This window comes from Cryobacterium sp. TMS1-13-1, assembly GCF_004403125.1.
Classification (GTDB): domain Bacteria; phylum Actinomycetota; class Actinomycetes; order Actinomycetales; family Microbacteriaceae; genus Cryobacterium; species Cryobacterium levicorallinum.
Genome location: NZ_SOGX01000010.1, coordinates 467,042 through 485,163, shown reverse-complemented (window position 1 = coordinate 485,163; position 18,122 = coordinate 467,042). Strand labels below are relative to the sequence as shown.

13 protein-coding genes are annotated in these 18,122 nt (G+C 65.0%); 7 read left to right on the top strand and 6 right to left on the bottom strand.

All coding sequences use genetic code 11. The features are described 5' to 3' along the window. Window positions 1-81: 81 nt before the first annotated feature. Window positions 82-1,410, bottom strand: a complete 1,329-nt coding sequence (locus tag E3T31_RS11625) for a nitrate/nitrite transporter (RefSeq protein WP_134468842.1) — start codon at window positions 1,408-1,410, stop codon at window positions 82-84. A gap of 63 nt (window positions 1,411-1,473) precedes the next feature. Continuing rightward, entirely contained in the window at window positions 1,474-2,397 is a 924-nt protein-coding gene (locus E3T31_RS11620) for a proteasome assembly chaperone family protein (RefSeq protein WP_134468841.1), read from the bottom strand. Window positions 2,398-2,520: 123 nt separating this feature from the next. Here E3T31_RS11620 and E3T31_RS11615 point away from each other — a divergent pair, with 123 nt between their 5' ends. From E3T31_RS11615 to E3T31_RS11605, 3 genes are all read left to right on the top strand, one after another. Next, entirely contained in the window at window positions 2,521-4,008 is a 1,488-nt protein-coding gene (locus E3T31_RS11615; RefSeq protein ID WP_134468840.1) for a leucyl aminopeptidase, read from the top strand. Between the two features lie 101 nt (window positions 4,009-4,109). After that, on the top strand, window positions 4,110-5,483 hold the full coding sequence (gene lpdA, locus E3T31_RS11610; RefSeq protein WP_134468839.1) for a dihydrolipoyl dehydrogenase: 1,374 nt from the start codon (window positions 4,110-4,112) through the stop codon (window positions 5,481-5,483). 60 nt (window positions 5,484-5,543) lie between these two features. Further along, a complete protein-coding gene (locus tag E3T31_RS11605; RefSeq protein ID WP_134468838.1) occupies window positions 5,544-6,950 on the top strand; it encodes a 2-oxo acid dehydrogenase subunit E2 in 1,407 nt (468 codons plus the stop codon). Window positions 6,951-6,978: 28 nt separating this feature from the next. On the opposite strand, the gene E3T31_RS11600 is transcribed toward E3T31_RS11605, so the two are convergent. Then, window positions 6,979-8,877, bottom strand: a complete 1,899-nt coding sequence (locus E3T31_RS11600; RefSeq protein ID WP_166788485.1) for a protein kinase — start codon at window positions 8,875-8,877, stop codon at window positions 6,979-6,981. A gap of 166 nt (window positions 8,878-9,043) precedes the next feature. On the opposite strand from E3T31_RS11600, the gene lipB reads away from it, so the two are divergent. The 3 genes from lipB to E3T31_RS11585 are packed head-to-tail and all read left to right on the top strand — an operon-like array spanning window position 9,044 to window position 11,477. Beyond that, window positions 9,044-9,724, top strand: coding sequence for a lipoyl(octanoyl) transferase LipB (lipB, locus tag E3T31_RS11595; RefSeq protein WP_134468836.1), 681 nt, complete (start codon window positions 9,044-9,046; stop codon window positions 9,722-9,724). Further along, window positions 9,721-10,710 carry a lipoyl synthase gene (lipA, locus tag E3T31_RS11590; RefSeq protein ID WP_134468835.1) on the top strand — a complete coding sequence of 330 codons (990 nt, stop codon included), beginning with the start codon at window positions 9,721-9,723 and terminating at the stop codon, window positions 10,708-10,710. Before lipB ends, lipA begins: the two co-directional genes overlap by 4 nt. A 59-nt stretch (window positions 10,711-10,769) precedes the next feature. After that, window positions 10,770-11,477, top strand: coding sequence for a DUF4191 domain-containing protein (locus E3T31_RS11585; RefSeq protein WP_134468834.1), 708 nt, complete (start codon window positions 10,770-10,772; stop codon window positions 11,475-11,477). A 103-nt stretch (window positions 11,478-11,580) separates the two neighbouring features. Here the strand turns inward: E3T31_RS11585 and E3T31_RS11580 are convergent, their stop codons facing one another. After that, entirely contained in the window at window positions 11,581-12,009 is a 429-nt protein-coding gene (locus tag E3T31_RS11580; RefSeq protein ID WP_134468833.1) for an RDD family protein, read from the bottom strand. Window positions 12,010-12,153: 144 nt separating this feature from the next. On the opposite strand from E3T31_RS11580, the gene glnA reads away from it, so the two are divergent. Further along, window positions 12,154-13,578, top strand: a complete 1,425-nt coding sequence (glnA, locus tag E3T31_RS11575) for a type I glutamate--ammonia ligase (RefSeq protein ID WP_092448643.1) — start codon at window positions 12,154-12,156, stop codon at window positions 13,576-13,578. Window positions 13,579-13,650: 72 nt separating this feature from the next. Here the strand turns inward: glnA and E3T31_RS11570 are convergent, their stop codons facing one another. Next, window positions 13,651-16,734 (bottom strand): bifunctional [glutamine synthetase] adenylyltransferase/[glutamine synthetase]-adenylyl-L-tyrosine phosphorylase, encoded by a 3,084-nt coding sequence (locus E3T31_RS11570; RefSeq protein WP_134468832.1) that lies wholly within the window; start codon window positions 16,732-16,734, stop codon window positions 13,651-13,653. A gap of 37 nt (window positions 16,735-16,771) precedes the next feature. After that, window positions 16,772-18,109 carry a glutamine synthetase family protein gene (locus tag E3T31_RS11565; protein WP_092108031.1) on the bottom strand — a complete coding sequence of 446 codons (1,338 nt, stop codon included), beginning with the start codon at window positions 18,107-18,109 and terminating at the stop codon, window positions 16,772-16,774. Window positions 18,110-18,122 lie beyond the last annotated feature (13 nt).

Genomic DNA, 18,122 nt, shown 5'->3' with positions numbered 1-18,122 from the left:
AGAGATGCCCTGGACCAGAACGGGTCCTAGAATTATTATTGCACGGTTTGTCTGGACGACAAGCCACGCCACGCACTACGATCAGTCGTTACGCCGTTTCCAGGCGCGTGATAGTGCAACCCAGATGGGCGCCACCTCTATTCCCTCATCGCGGGAGAGCTGGCGACGGGTGCGGCGGCGGGCGTGCAGCAGAAATACGACTCCGATGCCGACCACGAGGTATTGCACCGAGAACGCCACCCGGAAGGCATCGAGGGCGTACAGGTCGCTGGCCGCTCCCCCGGCGACCTTCCATCCGTTTTGCAGGTCGAGCAGCAGCCCCACCAGATACATCGTGACGAAACTCGCGGTAAACCCGCCGACGTTGACCACACCGTTTGCCGAACCGAGACTGCGTTGCGGGTTGAAGGTGCGGGCAAAATCAAAGCCGATGAGCGAACCTGGCCCGCCGATGCCGAGTACCACGAGCAAAAGCACAATAGTCCAGAGTGGCGGAATACCCGGCCAGAGTAGAACGAGCGCCCAGGCGGCGGCTATGCCCGCGACTATTCCCAGCACGATATTGCTGCGGCGCAGGGGATGACGTGCCGTCAGCAGGCCGAGAATGGGCCCGAACACGAGCCCGGCCCCGACCAGCACTGTCAGCATGGCGGCAGCGAAGGCCGGTTCGTAGCCGAGGCCGAAAACCATGAACGGATAGCCCCAAAGCAGGCTGAACACGGTGCCGGCGGACTGCGTCACATAGTGCGACCAGAACCCGAGCTGGGTGCCTGGACGTTTGAAACTGTGCCGCAGCTGGGTCAGCGCGATGGCCAGGCTGTTCGCCCTGACCTGCTCGGTCAGGTCGCTGGGGCGGTCCCGCACAAAGATGACGACCACGATCAGGGCGATGACGGCGACGGAGGCGGCCGAGAGAAAAGCCGGCACCCATCCGCTCGTGTGCAGCAGCCAGGCCAGGGGGACCGCGGATAGAACCTGGCCGAGCTGGCCGATATTGCCCATCCATTGGGACAGCAGCGGAACGATGCGTCCGCTGAACCACGAGCTGATGAGGCGAATCATGGAGATGAAGATGGTCGCATCGCCGGCGCCCACGAGAATACGCCCAACGACGGCAAGGGTGATGTCCGGTGCGAGCGCGAGGGTGATCTGCCCGATCACCATGAGTGCCGTGCCGGTGATCATGAGCACCCGCGGCCCAAAACGATCGATCAGAACTCCGACCGGGATCTGTGCCGCGGCATAGACCAGGAGTTGCACAACGGCGAGGCTCGAGAGCACGGCAGCCGAGCCGCCGAAACGCTCGGTGGCCGCCACTCCCGCAATCCCCATCGAGGTGCGCTGCAGCACGGCGGACAGGTACGCGAACGATCCGATGACAAAGATCAGGGTGGATCGACGGGAGTTCACTTGTCCCAACTTACCGCGCTTGCGCGTGCCCCGGTTTCGGAACGCCCCCGCCGGAACCCGTCGTTAAGCCGACGGGCCGTCGTCGCGGCTGCGACGCAGGGCCAGGAAATTCTCCAGTTCGGCGGCGATTTCGTCGGCGGAGGGCAGCTCGCCGTCTTCATCGGTCAGCGGCGACCGTAATGGGCTGCCCTCCATGTAGGCGTCATAGCGTTGCTCCAGGGTGCCAACGAGCTTGGCCAGTTCGGGGTTATCCCGAACCTGGTCGTCGATGCGGGCGACGAATTCACGGTTGGCTTCGCGCAGACGATCGGTGGGGAAGATCAACCCGGTCGACGCGCTCGTACTCTCCAACGCGCTCAGTGCTGCGGCGGGAAACTCGGCGTCGCCCAGGTAGTGCGGCACCAGCAGAACGTAGCCAACCGCCCCGGCACCGCGCTCCTGCAGCCGAAATTCAAGCAGGTGCAGCACGTTGGCCGCGACCTGCGTGTGCGGCCGCCACACCGACCGATTCTCGATCAGGTCGGAGCGATTGCCGCTCACCGTGACGCCGATCGGACGGGTGTGCGGAACCGGCATCGGGATGGCGTGTACCCAAGTGGTCGAGGTAACGGTGAACCGGTCCACCAGCTGCATCACGGCGGCCGTGAATTGTTCCCAGCGAAAGTCGGGCTCGAACCCGGCCAGGAACAGGAACGGCTGCCCGATTTCGTCACGAGCCAGATACAGGCGCAGTGACGGCGGCTGATAGTTGGTCAGGTGGTCTTGATCGAAGTAGATGATCGGGCGTCGCGCTCGGTAATCCAGCAGAGCGTCGGTGTCGAACGACGCGACAACGGTGTGCTCGAGGGTGGTGAGGAGATAGTCAGTGAATTGCGCGACCGCACCACCGGCATCCGCGAAGCCGGTCAGCCCCGCGACCAGGTGTAATCCCTCTGGAACGCCATCGGCGTCAGAGGTCAGTTCGTACAGCTCAGCAGGGTCTAACATTCCTTAACTCTAATCCGCACTGCCGTTTTTGGGTGGCTTCTGACGGAGTGCCGAGAGCGAACACCTCGCGCGCTGGCGCTGCCGGCCACCGGCGATCCTGAACCCGGTGGCTACCATCGAAGTATGACCGTTCCCACCCTGTCCCTGTCCACCAAGTCCGCCGTCGACTCTCCCGCCGCGATTCTCATCGTCGCTGCCCAACAAACGGATGACGGTGCGCGCCTCATCGCGACCGGAAGCGACACGCTGAACGCCGCGATCACAGCCCAGTTTCCGCTGCTCGGCGTGACCGGCGCCCGCGATGAGGTCGTGCGCCTGGTCACTGATGACGGTTCGCCGCGCGCGATCGCGATCGTTGGACTCGGACGCACCGTCGACACCGACGCCTTACGGCACGCTGCCGGTTCCGCGGTTCGCCAGCTGACCGGCGTCGGTGCCGTCGCCTTCGCCATTTCGCTGACCGATGCCGATCAGGTCGAGGCCGTGCTCGAGGGCGCAGCTCTCGGCGGCTACTCCTACACCGCGTACCGACACAGCTCGCTCGCCGCGGCCAAGCTGCCGGCGTCGAGTGTGGTCGTGCACACCGGGGTCGCGGCACCCAACGCCATTGCGCGGGCCAGCGCGAGCGCCGAGGCGATCCGCCTGGTCAAGGACCTCGTAAACATGCCGCCGCTTGACCTGTACCCCGAGTCACTCGCCGCGGCCGCGGTCGAAGCCGCCACCGGCCTCCCGATCGCCGTCACCGTCTGGGACGAGCAGCAGCTGGCCGCCGACGGCTTCGGCGGCATTGCCGGAGTCGGTGCGGGCTCGACCCGCCCGCCACGCCTGGTCAAGCTCAGCTACACACCGAGCGGAGCCGACAGACACCTCGCGCTCGTCGGCAAGGGCATCACCTTTGATTCCGGCGGACTCTCGCTCAAGCCGCCGGCGTCCATGGTGGGGATGAAATACGACATGACCGGTGCGGCCACGGTGCTCGCCGTCGTACTCGCCGCGGCGCGGCTGGAACTGCCCGTCCGAATCACGGCTTGGATGTGCATCGCTGAGAACATGCCCTCCGGTTCAGCCATCCGTCCCAACGATGTGCTGCGCATGCGCGGTGGACGCACCGTCGAGGTGCTTAACACGGATGCCGAGGGTCGCCTCGTACTCGCCGACGGTCTGGTCGCCGCTGCCGAAGAACAGCCAGACGCGATCATCGACGTCGCCACCTTGACCGGCGCAGCCGTCGTCGCTCTCGGCACCCGGTATTTCGGCACCATGGGCGATGATGCCCTGGTGCAGCGGGTTCTCGCTGCCAGCGCCGCCGTCGGTGAGGCAGCCTGGCCGATGCCGTTCCCCGATGAGCTGCGCGCCACCCTCAACTCCGATGTGGCTGACATCGCCAACGCCAAGATCGGCAGCACGGCCGGCGGCATGCTGCTGGCCGGCGTGTTTCTGCGGGAATTCATCGGAACGGATGCCGCCGGAACGACGATCCCCTGGGCTCACCTCGACATCGCCGGGCCTGCGCAGAACTCGGGAGCGGGGTGGGGATTCACCGCGGCCGGACCGACCGGGGTATCCGTCCGGGCCCTGCTCCGACTGGCCGAGGACTTTTCACGCCCGTAGTACAGTCGTAGGGGCAAGAAAAAGCTTGTCAAACCACGTGGCCGATCAGCACAATTTCATCGGCCGTCGTGACAAAGCGTTAAGCGCGAGGGAGTAGCTGAGTGTCGGAACAGAATTTTGACATTGTCGTTCTCGGTGGCGGAAGCGGTGGATACGCAGCAGCGCTGCGCGCCGTGCAGCTGGGATTCACCGTTGGTCTGATCGAGAAGGGAAAACTCGGCGGCACCTGCTTGCACGTCGGCTGCATTCCGACCAAGGCTCTCCTGCACTCGGCTGAGGTCGCCGATGTCAGCCGCGAGTCGGCCAAATACGGTGTCAAGACCGCGTTTGAGGGCATTGACATGGCAGCGGTCACCGCGTTCCGCGAGGGCATCGTCGCGAGCAAGTACAAGGGCCTCCAAGGCTTGGTCAAGGCTCGCGGCATCACCGTGATCGAGGGTGAAGGCCACCTGGTCTCCCCCACGACCGTTCAGGTTGGTGAGGACACGATCGTCGGCAAGAACGTCATTCTCGCGACCGGCTCCTACGCCCGTTCGCTGCCCGGCCTCGAGATCGGCGGCCGCGTCATCACGAGCGAGACCGCGCTCGCCCTGGACTACGTGCCCAAAAAGGTCGCCGTGCTCGGCGGCGGCGTCATCGGTGCTGAGTTCGCGAGCGTCTGGAAGTCCTTCGGCGCCGACGTCACGATCATCGAAGCGCTCCCGCACCTCGTTCCGAACGAGGAAGAGTCCATCTCCAAGCAGCTGGAACGTGCATTCCGCAAGCGCGGCATCGAGTACTCCCTCGGCATCCGCTTTCAGAGTGTCACGCAGAGCGACTCCGGCGTCGTCGTCACCCTGGAAAACGGGGCAACGGTTGAGGCCGACCTTCTGCTCGTCGCTGTCGGCCGCGGCCCCGTCACGGCCGGACTCGGCTTCGACGAGGTCGGCGTCACCATGGATCGTGGCTTCGTTATCACCGATGAGCGTCTCGCCACGAACATTCCCGGCGTCTACGCCGTCGGCGACATCGTTCCCGGCCTGCAGCTGGCCCACCGCGGTTTCCAGCAGGGCATCTTCGTCGCCGAGGAAATCGCCGGACTGAATCCGATCCTCGTCGAAGACATCAACATTCCCAAGGTCACCTACTGCGACCCCGAAGTTGCATCCGTCGGCTACAGCGAAGCGAAGGCTGCCGACAAGTTCGGTGCCGACCAGATTTCGACCTACGAGTACAACCTCGGCGGAAACGGCAAGAGTTCGATTCTCGGTACCGCCGGGTCGGTCAAGCTCGTTCGAGTCAAGGACGGCCCCATCGTGGGAATCCACATGATCGGTGCCCGCGTCGGCGAACTCATCGGCGAAGGCCAGCTCGTTGTGAACTGGGAAGCGTACCCGGAGGACATTGCTCCGTTCCTGCACGCCCACCCGACGCAGAATGAAGCGATGGGTGAGGCCTTCCTGGCTCTCGCCGGCAAACCGCTTCACGCGATGTAGTCGAAATCCCATTCTTATCCCATTTTTAGACAATCAAACGGTTTTGAAGGAGACATGCGCATGAGCGAATCCGTCAGCCTCCCGGCACTCGGAGAGAGTGTTACAGAGGGCACGGTCACCCGCTGGCTCAAGAACGTGGGCGACCGCGTGGAGGTCGACGAGCCGCTGCTCGAGGTATCGACCGACAAGGTGGACACGGAAATTCCGTCCCCGGTCGCCGGCATCATTGAGGCCATCCTGGTGCAGGAAGACGAGACCGTCGAGGTCGGAACACCCCTCGTGACGATCGGCGACGGGTCCGGCGCTGCCGCTCCGGCAGCCGAGGCACCGGTCGAGGCAACCGCAGCCCCCGTGGCAGAACCGGTTGCAGCACCGGAGCCGGTTGCAGCACCTGTTGCCGCCCCCGAGCCGGTCGCAGCGCCCGCACCGGTTGCCGCACCCGCACCGGTTGCCGCACCCGCTCCCGCCCCGGTTGCAGCACCCGCCCCCGTTGCCGCTCCGGCCCCGGTTGCAGTTCCCGCCCCCGTTGCCGCAGCACCCGCTGCGGTTGTGGACGCCCCGGTCGCTCGTGGTTCGCACGCCGGGACCAGCGGGTACGTCACCCCCATCGTGCGCAAGCTCGCCAACGAAGCCGGTGTCGACCTGTCGACCATCAGCGGCACCGGGGTGGGCGGACGAATCCGCAAGGAAGACATCGTGCAGGCTTCGTCAGCGCGGCCGGCCGCGGCCGCCCCAGTCCTGGAGGTCTCACCGCTGCGCGGAACTACCCAGCCGATGTCGCGCCTGCGCAAGGTCGTCGCCGAGCGTGCTGTCATCTCGATGCAGTCATCCGCTCAGCTCACGACCGTGGTCGAGGTGGATGTCACCCGGGTGGCCATGCTGCGCGACCGGGTCAAGGGTGCGTTCGCCGAGAAGACCGGCAACAAGCTCTCGTTCCTGCCGTTCTTCGCCCTGGCCGCAGCCGAGGCGCTTCGTGCCATCCCGATCGTGAACGCCACGATCGAGGGCGACACGATTGTCTACCCGGCCCAGGAAAACATCAGCATCGCGGTCGATACAGAACGTGGCTTGCTGACTCCAGTCGTGCGCAACGCCGGCGAACTCGATCTGGCCGGCTTTGCCGCCCAGATCGCGGACCTCGCTGCCCGCACCCGGGACAACAAGCTCAAGCCCGACGAGCTCAGCGGCGGAACGTTCACGCTGACCAACACCGGTTCGCGCGGGGCCCTGTTCGACACTCCCGTGGTGTTCCTGCCGCAGAGCGCCATCCTGGGCACCGGCATCGTGTATAAGAAGCCGCTCGTCGTCACGACCGACGGCCTCGACGCGATCGCGATTCGTTCGAGTGTGTACCTCGCGCTGTCCTATGATCACCGCATCATCGACGGAGCGGATGCTGCCCGCTTCCTCACCACGATGAAGGCACGTCTGGAAGCTGGAGCGTTCGAGGGCAACCTCGGCATCTAAGCTCCAGGATCTGCCGACGCTGAGCAAATCAGTAGTCGAAAATCTCACGAAGACGCCAGCCGCCCTCGCCCTTGACCACAAGGACCGAGGCTGGCTGGCCTTTTTCGTTCTCGGCGCCCGGGGCGAGTGCGACAACGGCCAGGTTGCCGGTTCGTTCCGCGAGGGTCGGCAGGTAGCCCACGTAGTCCGGCAGTTGCGGCCCTGACCCGCCCTGTTGCCGCTGACGCGCGTCGTAGCTGTCCAGAGCCAGCACGGCCGACCCGGTCTGGTCGACGCCCACCAGGCAGACGAGGGACGCCGCAGCGAGGCAGGCGGCCCGGCCGGCGAGCAGCGCCACCACGGCCGCAATCGGATCATCCCCCGCAATCGCAGCCGCGTCCGGCGTTTCAAGGTCGGAGACGGCACCACCGGCCTGGCTGTGGTCTGAGGAATGGTCGCTATTATCCGGTGTCGCGGACGTTGCGGGCGGTCCGGCGGCCACCGCGTCGGCGGCCGGACCGGTGCGTCCGGAGTGCCCGGAGAGCGGAAACACGGTCAGTGCCAGCACCAGCACGCTGACACCGCCCAGACCCGCCACCAGGAAAGGCCTTCGACGACCATGCAGTCGTTTACGCAGGCCATGCCCGATTGCCTCGACCGGACGTGCGTCAACCAGATTGTTGAGCAGCCGGCTGAGCAGCCTGCTGAGGAGTTTCCGAGACCCGGCGACCCGCGCCACCAGGTTGCCGAGGGCCCGGGAGGGCGGTCTCAGGCCCGCATTGAGAGCAGAAGGATTCGCAGCAGAAGGATACGGGTCGGGGTCGTGCAGAGCGGGGTCGTCGAGTTCCGGGGCGTACGGGCCCGGCGCAGTCCGTTCGGTAGCGTGGCCGCGTTCGCTGAACGTGCCTCGGATCTGCAGGTTTCCCATTCGCCGGGCGGGCTCCGCAACCTCCTGGCCACCGATCGACGGGTCAGCCGATCCGGCGCTGCCGGGATCCGGTTCGGTGACGAGTCGAAAGCCCCGCAGCGGTTCCGCGTCGGCCCAGTCGAACAGGGCGCGTTCCAGATCCACCAGGATCGATTCCGTCGGTTCCGATGCGAGGAACGCGCCAGGTTCTGCGCCGTACCGGCCAACATCGTACGGCCCAACACTGGTTTGACCAGCACCGTACCGACCCGCACCGTCGCTCGGATCCACCGCCTCGTGGAACCGCCGGATCAATTCTGCCCCGCCGTGGCTGCGCGCGTCAGTCTCGGCGAGCCCAGCACAGACGCACCGCCCGATGGTCGCCAGCCGGGTGTAATCGGCGCGGAGGAGCGGCATCCGCTCTCGTAGGGCGTCGCTGAACTGGCGGATCGCACCGAATCCGGTCAGCACGGAGCGGCCGGTCGCGTCGAGCAGTACGGTGGCCTGGCTGAGGCTGCCGTGTGCGAACTCGGCAGAATGCAGCGCGTTGAGGGCCACCACGACGGGGGCGAGGAGGGTCACCGCTTCGCCCGGCGACAGCACGGGATGTTCGATCAAATAGCGGGCCAACGACCCCCCGGTGAGCCGTTCTAGGATCAGGCAGATTCGACCATCACCGAGCTGCGCGACATCGAGCAGCCGGACGAGCCCCGGCGCTGCGGCCGAGGTGAGGACGGCGATGTCGCTCTCGATGCTCGCCGAGTCGGTGTCGGCACGGAATACCTTGAGGGCGACCATGGCGCCGCTGCCGGAATGTCCGAGATAGATTGCAGCGCGGTCCCCCGTGCCGAGCAACCGAATCAGTCGGTAGCCGGCAACGACGCATTCGCTCTCCAGCGCTGCCGACCCCGGCTCGCGATTTCCGTCGACCTCCAGCTGCGGCCGAGGGCCGAAGCGAATCGGGTCACCAAGTCGGATCGCGTCTCTGAATCGGATCGGGTCATCGACCGGAGCCGGGGGCGCTAATCTGCGTCGTTTCACGAGACCATGTTCTCGCGGGAATCCGGTGCACAGACCTGGCCGGCACGCACCGGTGCACAACCGGCGAACCAGGAAAGCGGGGAGGAGCGCAGAAACCCGACGACAGCCAGACTGACAAACGTCTGCAGCTCGCCCCAACTCCCCCGCAGCCCCCTAGACTGGGCCAATGCTCGACTTTGTCGTCGCGGGGCTAAGCGCCAACTCCGTGCCGTATGTTGAGGGCCTAGAGCTCCAACGCGCAGTCCACCGTTCCGTCGTCGCCCGTGAGCGACCGGACACCGTCCTCCTCCTGGAGCATCCCGCCGTGTACACAGCGGGTAAACGCACCCTGCCGGAGGAACGCCCGGTCGACGACACCCCGGTGATCGACGTCGACCGCGGCGGTAAAATCACCTGGCACGGACCTGGGCAGCTGGTCGGCTACCCCATCCTGCACCTGGCAGAACCAGTCGACGTCGTCGGCTATGTTCGATCTCTCGAGGGCATGCTGATCGAGGTCCTGATCGGCTTCGGCATCGACGCCGTCCGGGTCGCCGGACGTTCGGGCGTCTGGGTCGGACCGGCCGGACACGAAGACAAGATCGCCGCCATCGGCATCCGCGTCGCCCAGGGCGTCACCATGCACGGCTTCGCGCTCAACTGCAGCAACTCCCTCGATCCGTACGACCGCATCATCGCCTGCGGAATTCGCGATGCCGGAGTCACCACAATGTCCCGCGTCCTCGGCCGCACCGTAGACCCGAGTGACCTGATCGACCCCATCACCGCTGGCTTTCAACGCACGTTGGGAGCCGACACCGACAGCCTTAACCCCCTCAGCCTCGACAACGTCAGGACGAACGCATGAACGCAGTACCCGAAGGCCGCAAACTCCTGCGCCTGGAAATTCGCAACGCCGAAACTCCGATCGAACGTAAGCCGGCCTGGATCAAGACCGTCGCCAAAATGGGCCCCGAATATCAGAAGCTGCAGAGTCTCGTGAAAAGCGAGAACCTGCACACGGTCTGCCAGGAAGCCGGCTGCCCCAACATCTTCGAGTGCTGGGAAGACCGCGAAGCAACTTTTTTGATCGGCGGTTCCCAGTGCACGCGACGCTGTGACTTCTGCCAGATCGACACCGGGAAGCCGGCCGACTACGACACCGACGAGCCACGCCGCGTCGGTGAATCGGTTGTCACCATGAACCTGCGCTATGCCACCGTGACCGGTGTGGCCAGGGACGACCTGCCCGACGAGGGGGCCTGGCTCTACGCCGAGACCATTCGCCAGATCCACCAGCAGAGCCCCGGTACCGGCGTCGAGATTCTGGTGCCGGACTTCTCCGGCAACCCGGAGCATCTCGCGCAGGTGTTCTCAGCCCAACCGGAAGTTTTCGCGCACAACGTCGAAACCGTGCCGCGCATCTTCAAGCGCATCCGCCCCGCCTTTCGCTACGACCGGTCGCTCGACGTGCTTACCCAGGGCCGCAATGCCGGTCTGATCACCAAGTCCAACCTCATCCTGGGAATGGGTGAAGAACGCGCGGAGATCACCCAGGCCCTGCACGACCTGTACGAAGCCGGCACCGACATCATCACCATCACGCAGTACCTGCGGCCGAGTGCCCGACACCTGCCGGTCGCCCGCTGGGTGCGCCCGGAGGAATTCGTCGAACTCAACGAGGAGGCCAAAGAAATCGGCTTTCTCGGCGTGCTCTCCGGTCCGCTGGTGCGGTCGTCCTATCGGGCTGGCCGGCTGTGGGCCCAGTCCATGGTCGCGACCGGCCGGGAGATTCCGGCCGAGCTGCGCCAGCTGGCGAATGCCCAACTTGGGTTCGCCCAGGCCGTCTCCTGATGCGAGGACGGGGCGAATTCGGTCACTCGGCATTCGAGTGACTGGGTAGTCTTATACCCATGGCACGCAGCAAGGAAAAGACCCCCAAAAAACCGAAGAAACCCGGCCGCTTGAAGCAAATGTGGCAGGTTTTCCAGATGACGAGACGATATGACTCGAATATCGTCTGGATTCTGGTTCTGGCCTTCCTCATCCCCGTTCTGATCAGCCTGGCCCTGGCCCTGCTGATCCCCGGCAGCAACGTCTTCACGATGGTGCTGTGGATCGTCGCCGGCGTGCTCGCCGGAATCCTGGCGATGCTCATCATTCTGGGGCGGCGGGCCGAGAAAGCCGCCTATTCGCAGATCGAGGGCCAGCCCGGTGCCGTCGGTGCCGTGCTGCGCAGCTCGCTCAAGCGGGGATGGGTCGGCAGTGAAATGCCGGTCGCCGTCAACGGCAAGACTCAGGATGCTGTCTATCGCGCTGTCGGTCGCGGTGGAGTCGTGCTGATCAGCGAGGGCCCGAAAACGCGCACCGCACGCATGCTCGACGAAGAAAAGCGAAAGATCGTGCGCATCGGCGGCAACGTCGGCGTGACCGTGATCTCGGTCGGACCCGACGACGACGCCGTGCCGCTGCACAAGCTGGCCCGCCGTCTGACCCGGATCAAGCCCTCCCTGACCAAGGCCGAAGTTCTCGCGGTCAACAACCGCCTGAATTCCATGGGCACCAAGCTTCCCATTCCCAAGGGCGTCGACCCGATGAAGGCGCGACCGCAGCGCGGTTGACTCCAGACAGATTCACCCGATTCCGGGGAACCAAAAGAAGGGCCCACGCTTCGCGTGCGGCCCTTCTTTTGGTTGTTCGGACTGTGCGGCACAGACCGGATCGCTACTGACGAATGAGGGCCGTTCCGGCGATCTTGTCGTGGAAGCCGCGCTGATCGGAATCCCACACCAGGGCGGGAAGCGCGATCCCGAGCAGCAGCGAGCGCACCACCGGCCGCCACAGCCCGATCCAGCCGCCGTGAATGGAGATGAGCCGCAGGCCAACGAGCCGGTGGCCGATACTGGCCCCGATGGTCGGAATGAACACGATCTGCAGGATGACGAAGATGATCAGGTTCGCGGCCGGATCATAGTTGAAGAAGATCGCCGACACCGCGATCGCGATGGCCCAGTCGATGGCGAAGCCCAGAATTCTCCGTCCAGGCCGACCGATCGAACTCGGCCCGTGCTGGGGTAGCCCGAGGCGCTCCCCCGGCCATTTGCTCGGTGGCACTGGACCAAAAGTGTTCGGGCGGAAGCTGGAGTCTGGCACCCGATGAGTCTACCGAGCAGGCTCCCCTGTAACATGTGTGAAACATAAGCGTCACGGACAAGTAACGCAGCGCTACTAATCTCAATAAAGCCGATGTGTCCGATTCGGCTGTTTCCACGCCCACGTCGTCTGGAGTTTATCCGCATGTTCCGCGATTCGTCAGAAGTGCTCAAATTCATCAAAGACACGGACGTCAAGTTTCTTGACATCCGTTTCACCGATCTTCCCGGTGTGCAGCAGCACTTCAACATCCCGGCATCCACCGTTGATGAAGAATTCTTCACCGTTGGCCAGATGTTCGATGGCTCGTCGATCCGCGGTTTCGCGTCGATCCACGAATCCGACATGCAGCTCATCCCCGATGTGTCGACCGCGTACATCGACGCCTTCCGCACCGAGCGCACGCTCATCATGCTGTTTGACATCTACAACCCGCGCAACGGCGAGATCTACTCCAAAGACCCGCGCCAGGTAGCCAAGAAGGCCGAGAAGTACCTAGCCTCCACCGGCATCGGCGACACCGCATTCTTCGGCTCCGAAGCCGAGTTCTACATTTTCGACGACGTGCGTTACGAAGTTAACCAGCACACCAGCTTCTACTCCGTCGACTCCAGCGAAGGCGCCTGGAACTCGGGCAAGAAAGAAGAAGGCGGAAACCTCGCCAACAAGACGCCGTTCAAGGGCGGCTACTTTCCGGTCAGCCCAGTCGACCAGCACGTCGACATGCGCGACGATATCTGCCTCAAGCTGATCGAAGCCGGCCTCATCCTCGAACGCAGCCACCACGAGGTCGGCACCGGCGGCCAGGGGGAGATCAACTACAAGTTCGACACCATGGTGCACGCGGCCGATGACCTGCTCAAGTTCAAGTACATCGTCAAGAACACCGCGCACGACTGGGGCAAGACGGCGACCTTCATGCCCAAGCCGCTGTTCGGCGACAACGGCTCCGGCATGCACACCCACCAGTCTCTCTGGGCCGACGGCAAGCCGCTGTTTTACGATGAGGCCGGCTATGGCGGACTCTCCGATGTGGCCCGTTGGTACATTGGAGGCCTGCTTAAGCACGCCCCGGCCGTGCTCGCGTTCACGAACCCGACGGTGAACTCCTACCACCGCCTCGTTCCCGGCTTCGAAGCACCGGTCAACCTGGTCTACTCGGCCGGCAACCGGTCGGCGTCCATCCGCATCCCGATCACCGGCACCAACCCGAAGGCCAAGCGCCTCGAGTTCCGTGCACCCGATGCCTCCGGCAACCCGTACCTCGCGTTCGCCGCGCAGCTCATGGCCGGCCTCGACGGGATCAAGAACCGCACCGAACCGCACGAGCCCGTCGACAAGGACCTCTACGAGCTACCGCCCGAAGAAGCCAAGAACATCCCCCAGGTTCCGGCTTCGCTCGAAGAAGCCCTGCAGGCCCTCGAAGCGGACCACGACTTTCTGCTGGCCGGAAACGTCTTCACCCCTGAGTTGATCGAGACCTGGATCGAGTACAAGCGCGAAAACGAGATCAAGCCGCTCGCTCAGCGCCCGCACCCGTTCGAGTTCGAGCTCTACTACGGCGTCTAAACCCAACGTGTGAGAAAAGGACCGCATCCTCGGATGCGGTCCTTTTTTCGTAGCTGACGTCCCCGCGCAGGCTCAGCCGGCCGTCGGGCCCGGGCGCTCCACCGGGCCATAGAACAAACGCTCAAACACGGCGCGGGCGCGCCGCGTGACGGCGAGGTAGTCGTCTTCCAGCTGATTACCCGACCCCGGTGGGTATTCCATCACGCGGGCGATGCCTTCGAGGGCTGCGCGATCCGTCGGGAGCACGTTCGAGGTGTGATTGGTCCACAGGGTTATGGCCGAGCGCGCGCGGGACGCGCAGACCCAGGCGCTGCGCAAGACCGCGGCATCCGCTGCCGGAATCAAACCCGCGGTCACCGCTTCGGTCAGCGCGTGCAGCGTCGACGTCGTGCGGAGCGCTGGAATGGCCGCGGCGTGCTGCAGTTGCAGCAATTGCACGAGCCACTCGACGTCGCTGAGCGACCCGCGTCCCAGCTTGAGGTGTCGGTTTGGGTCGGCTCCCTGCGGCAGACGCTCGTTCTCGACCCGCGCTTTGATGCGGCGGACCTCACGCACGGCCTGCTCACTGATATTGCTCGGATACCGCACCTCGTCGGCCACGGCCTCGAAGTCGCGCAGCAGAGCGGCATCCCCGGCGACTCCGCGGCCACGCAGCAGCGCCTGGGCTTCCCAGGTGAGCGACCAGCGCCGGTAGTAGGCCTGGTACGACTCAAGCGACCGCACCACCGGCCCATTACTGCCCTCCGGGCGCAGGCCGATGTCCAGATCCAACGGCAGGCGGGCGTCGTCGCTCAGCCGGTTGAGTTCACGAACGATAAACCTGGCACGCTCGTTGGCGGCTTCACCCACGAGGGTGCCGGCACGAAAGACATACATGACATCGGCGTCGGAGCCGAAACCGAGCTCAGCACCACCGAAGCGGCCCATTCCGACTACCGCAAATTCAATGCCATCGGGAGAAGCGGATGCTGCGCTCTCAGCCGCATCGCTGAGTTCGCCCCCGCGAATGGCCGCGATCACTCCTTGGATATAGGTCGCATTGACATCGGTGAGGCCCTGACCCAGTTGGTCGAGGTTGATCTGGCCGAGGAGCGAGGCGAAGGCCAGGCGGAGCATCTCGCGCCGGCGCGCCGCCCGAAGGATGGTACTGGCGGCATCCGCACTTTCGTGTCGGCCAAGTACCGCGCGTGTTTCGTCCCGCAGGGCCTTGAGCGGACGAGGCTGCAGGTCGTCCTCGTCTTCCAACCAGGCCACCGCTTCGGGGATCTTCTCGAGCAGTTCCCCGATGTAGCGGCTGCCGGACAGCACGCGGGTGAGTCGCTCCGCAGCGCCGGACGAGTCGCGCAGCATGCGCAGGAACCAGTAGGTCGAGCCGAGGTTGTCGCTGAGCCGCCGAAACGCGAGAAAGCCATAATCGGGGTCAGCCCCCTGGGACAGCCACTGCAGCAGGACGGGCAGCAGATGACGCTGGATTGCCGCGCGTCGCGAGACCCCACCCGAGAGCGCCGCGATGTGGGCTAGGGCGCCCTTGGTGTTAAGGAAACCAATCGCGGCCAGCCGAGCCTCGGCCTGCGCACTGGTCAGATTCAGACCCTCGGCCGGCAGTGACGCCACCGCCGAGAGCAGCGGACGGTAAAACAACCGCTCGTGCAGGCCGCGCACGCGGTGCTTGGTCTCCGACCAGCGGATGGTCAGCCCGGCAGCGCTCGTCGCCAGACCGGTCGACCGGGCCAGCACCCGCAGGTTCGCCTCGTCCCGGGGAACCAGGTGGGTGCGGCGCAGCTTCTGCAGCTGCAGCCGGTGCTCCATCAGGCGCAGCACGCGGTAGTCCTGGGCGAATTCGGTCGCTTCGGCCCGCCCGACGTAGCCGGCCGTGGCCAGTGCGGTCAGGGCGGGGAGGGTGCCGGCCTGGCGCACCTCCGGATCAGTCTGGCCGTGCACGAGCTGCAGCAGCTGCACCGTGAACTCGATATCGCGCAGGCCTCCGGGCCCGAGCTTGAGCTGCACATCGACCTCATCGTCGGGAATATTGTCGGTGACGCGTTCCCGCATCCGCTGCACGGACTCGACGAAATTCTCGCGGCTGGCGCTGTTCCAGACCTTGGGTGTGACGGCGTCGATGTAGCGCCCCCCGAGCTCGCGGTCCCCCGCGAGCGTGCGCGCCTTGAGCAGGGCCTGGAACTCCCAACTCTTGGCCCAGCGATCGTAGTAGGCGAGGTGGGATTCGATCGAACGCACGAGCGCACCGTTCTTGCCCTCTGGCCGCAGGTTGGGATCGACCTCCCAGAGTTCCGGTTCGACAGCTGACTCGTTGAGTGCACGCATGATGAGTACGGCCAGCCGGGTCGCTATTTCGACGGCGCGGGAGTTTTCCAGCCCGACCGTGTCATCACCGTCGGCGACGAAGATGACGTCGACATCACTGACGTAGTTGAGTTCACTCGCGCCGGCCTTGCCCATACCGATAATCGTCAGCCGGGTCGCGCGCACCTGTTCGGTGGGGAACACGCCGCGGCCGGCCGACTCGCCGCTGCACATGGTCCGCGCGACAGCGAGGGCGGCCTCGAGAGCCGCCGTCGCGAGATCGGACAGGGTGCGGGCCACGCCGTCGAGCCCGGCCACGGGGTCATCCTGTTCGAGGTCGAAGGCCGCGAGTTGTGCCAGCCGGCGGCGGTATCGCACCCGAAGGGCGATCCAGGCCTCCTCGTCCACCAGGCGGGAGAATCCGTCGCTCGCGCCCACCGAGTCCAACAGGTCGCGCACCAGGTCATCGACGTTGGGCAGCACGGCCAGCGGTACCTTGAGGACGGACAATTCGTTCGGGTGTCGCAGGAAGAATTCGGCGAGGCCGCTCGACGCCCCGAGCACCCGGACCAGACGCCCGGCCGAAGCGGGCGACTGCAGCAGATCGAACAGTTCAGCGGACCCCTGCCGGAGCAGCGCGACCAGCGCGACCAGCGCAGCATCCGGACTGGCCGTTTTCGTCAGGAGCGGAAGCAGCTGGCGCGTGTCGGTCAACCGGTCGGTCGCCTCGGACGCGCTGTGTGGGCTGCTCGCACCGAGATGCGCGACCTCGTCGAGCCGACTGCGCACCTCGGTGAGGTCCACGAAGCCGACCCGAACAAGCTCGGTCAGTGTTAAATACAAACGCTCCATCGCGGGTGATTCCTTCGATCATCGACAGGGTTGCGAGTTAGAGCATCTCCAGATTTTTCTGCAGCTCGAACGGAGTGACCTGCGACCGGTAGTCGCGCCATTCCTGGCGCTTGTTCAGCAGTACGTAGTTGAAGACCTGTTCCCCGAGCGTCTCCGCGACGAGTTCGGACTCCTCCATGAACTGAATGGCATGGTCCAGGCTCGCCGGCAGCTGAGTGTAGCCGAGGGCACGGCGCTCCGTGTCGCTCAGGCTCCAGACGTTGTCCTCGGCTTCGGGCGGCAACTCGTAGCCCTCCTCGATGCCCTTGAGGCCGGCAGCCAGCATGAGCGAGTAGGCGAGGTAGGGGTTGGCCGCTGAGTCGATCGCGCGGTACTCGACGCGAGCGCTCTGGCCCTTGTTCGGCTTGTACAGCGGTACTCGCACGAGGGCCGAACGGTTGTTGTGGCCCCAGCAGACAAAGCTCGGGGCCTCGTCGCCGCCCCACAGCCGCTTGTAGGAGTTGACGAACTGGTTGGTCACCGCGGTGATCTCCGGCGCGTGCTTCAGCAGTCCGGCGATGAATTGGCGGCCGATCTTGGACAGCTGGTACTTGGCACCAGCCTCGTAGAACGCGTTCGCGTCGCCCTCAAACAACGACATGTGGGTGTGCATGCCTGATCCGGGGTGCTCAGACATGGGCTTGGGCATGAACGTCGCGTAAACGCCCTGCTCAATGGCGACTTCCTTGACCACGGTGCGGAAGGTCATGATGTTATCGGCGGTGGTCAGCGCATCGGCGTATCGCAGGTCGATCTCGTTCTGGCCGGGTCCCGCTTCGTGGTGGCTGAACTCCACCGAGATACCCAGGTCTTCGAGCATGCGCACGGACCGGCGACGGAAGTCGTGCGCGGTGCCGCCGGGAACGTTGTCGAAGTAGCCAGCCGAGTCGACCGGGATCGGCCCGTTCTTGCCGTACTTCGAGGACTTGAGCAGGTAGAACTCCACCTCGGGGTGGGTGTAAAACGTGAAGCCGCGGTCGGCTGCCTTGGCCAGGGTGCGCTTGAGCACGTTGCGCGGGTCGGCCACGGCGGGCTGCCCGTCCGGCGTGGTGATGTCGCAGAACATGCGGGCGGTCGGGTCGACCTCGCCGCGCCACGGCAGAATCTGGAACGTGGTGGGATCCGGGTGAGCCAGGACATCCGCTTCGAAAGAACGGGTGAGACCTTCGATGGCGGAGCCATCGAAACCGAGGCCTTCGTTGAAGGCACCTTCAACCTCGGCGGGCGCGATGGCGACCGATTTCAGGGTGCCGACGACATCGGTGAACCAGAGTCGAACGAACTTGATTCCTCGCTCCTCGATGGTCCGAAGAACGAAGTCGCGCTGCTTGTCCATTCACGCTCTTTCT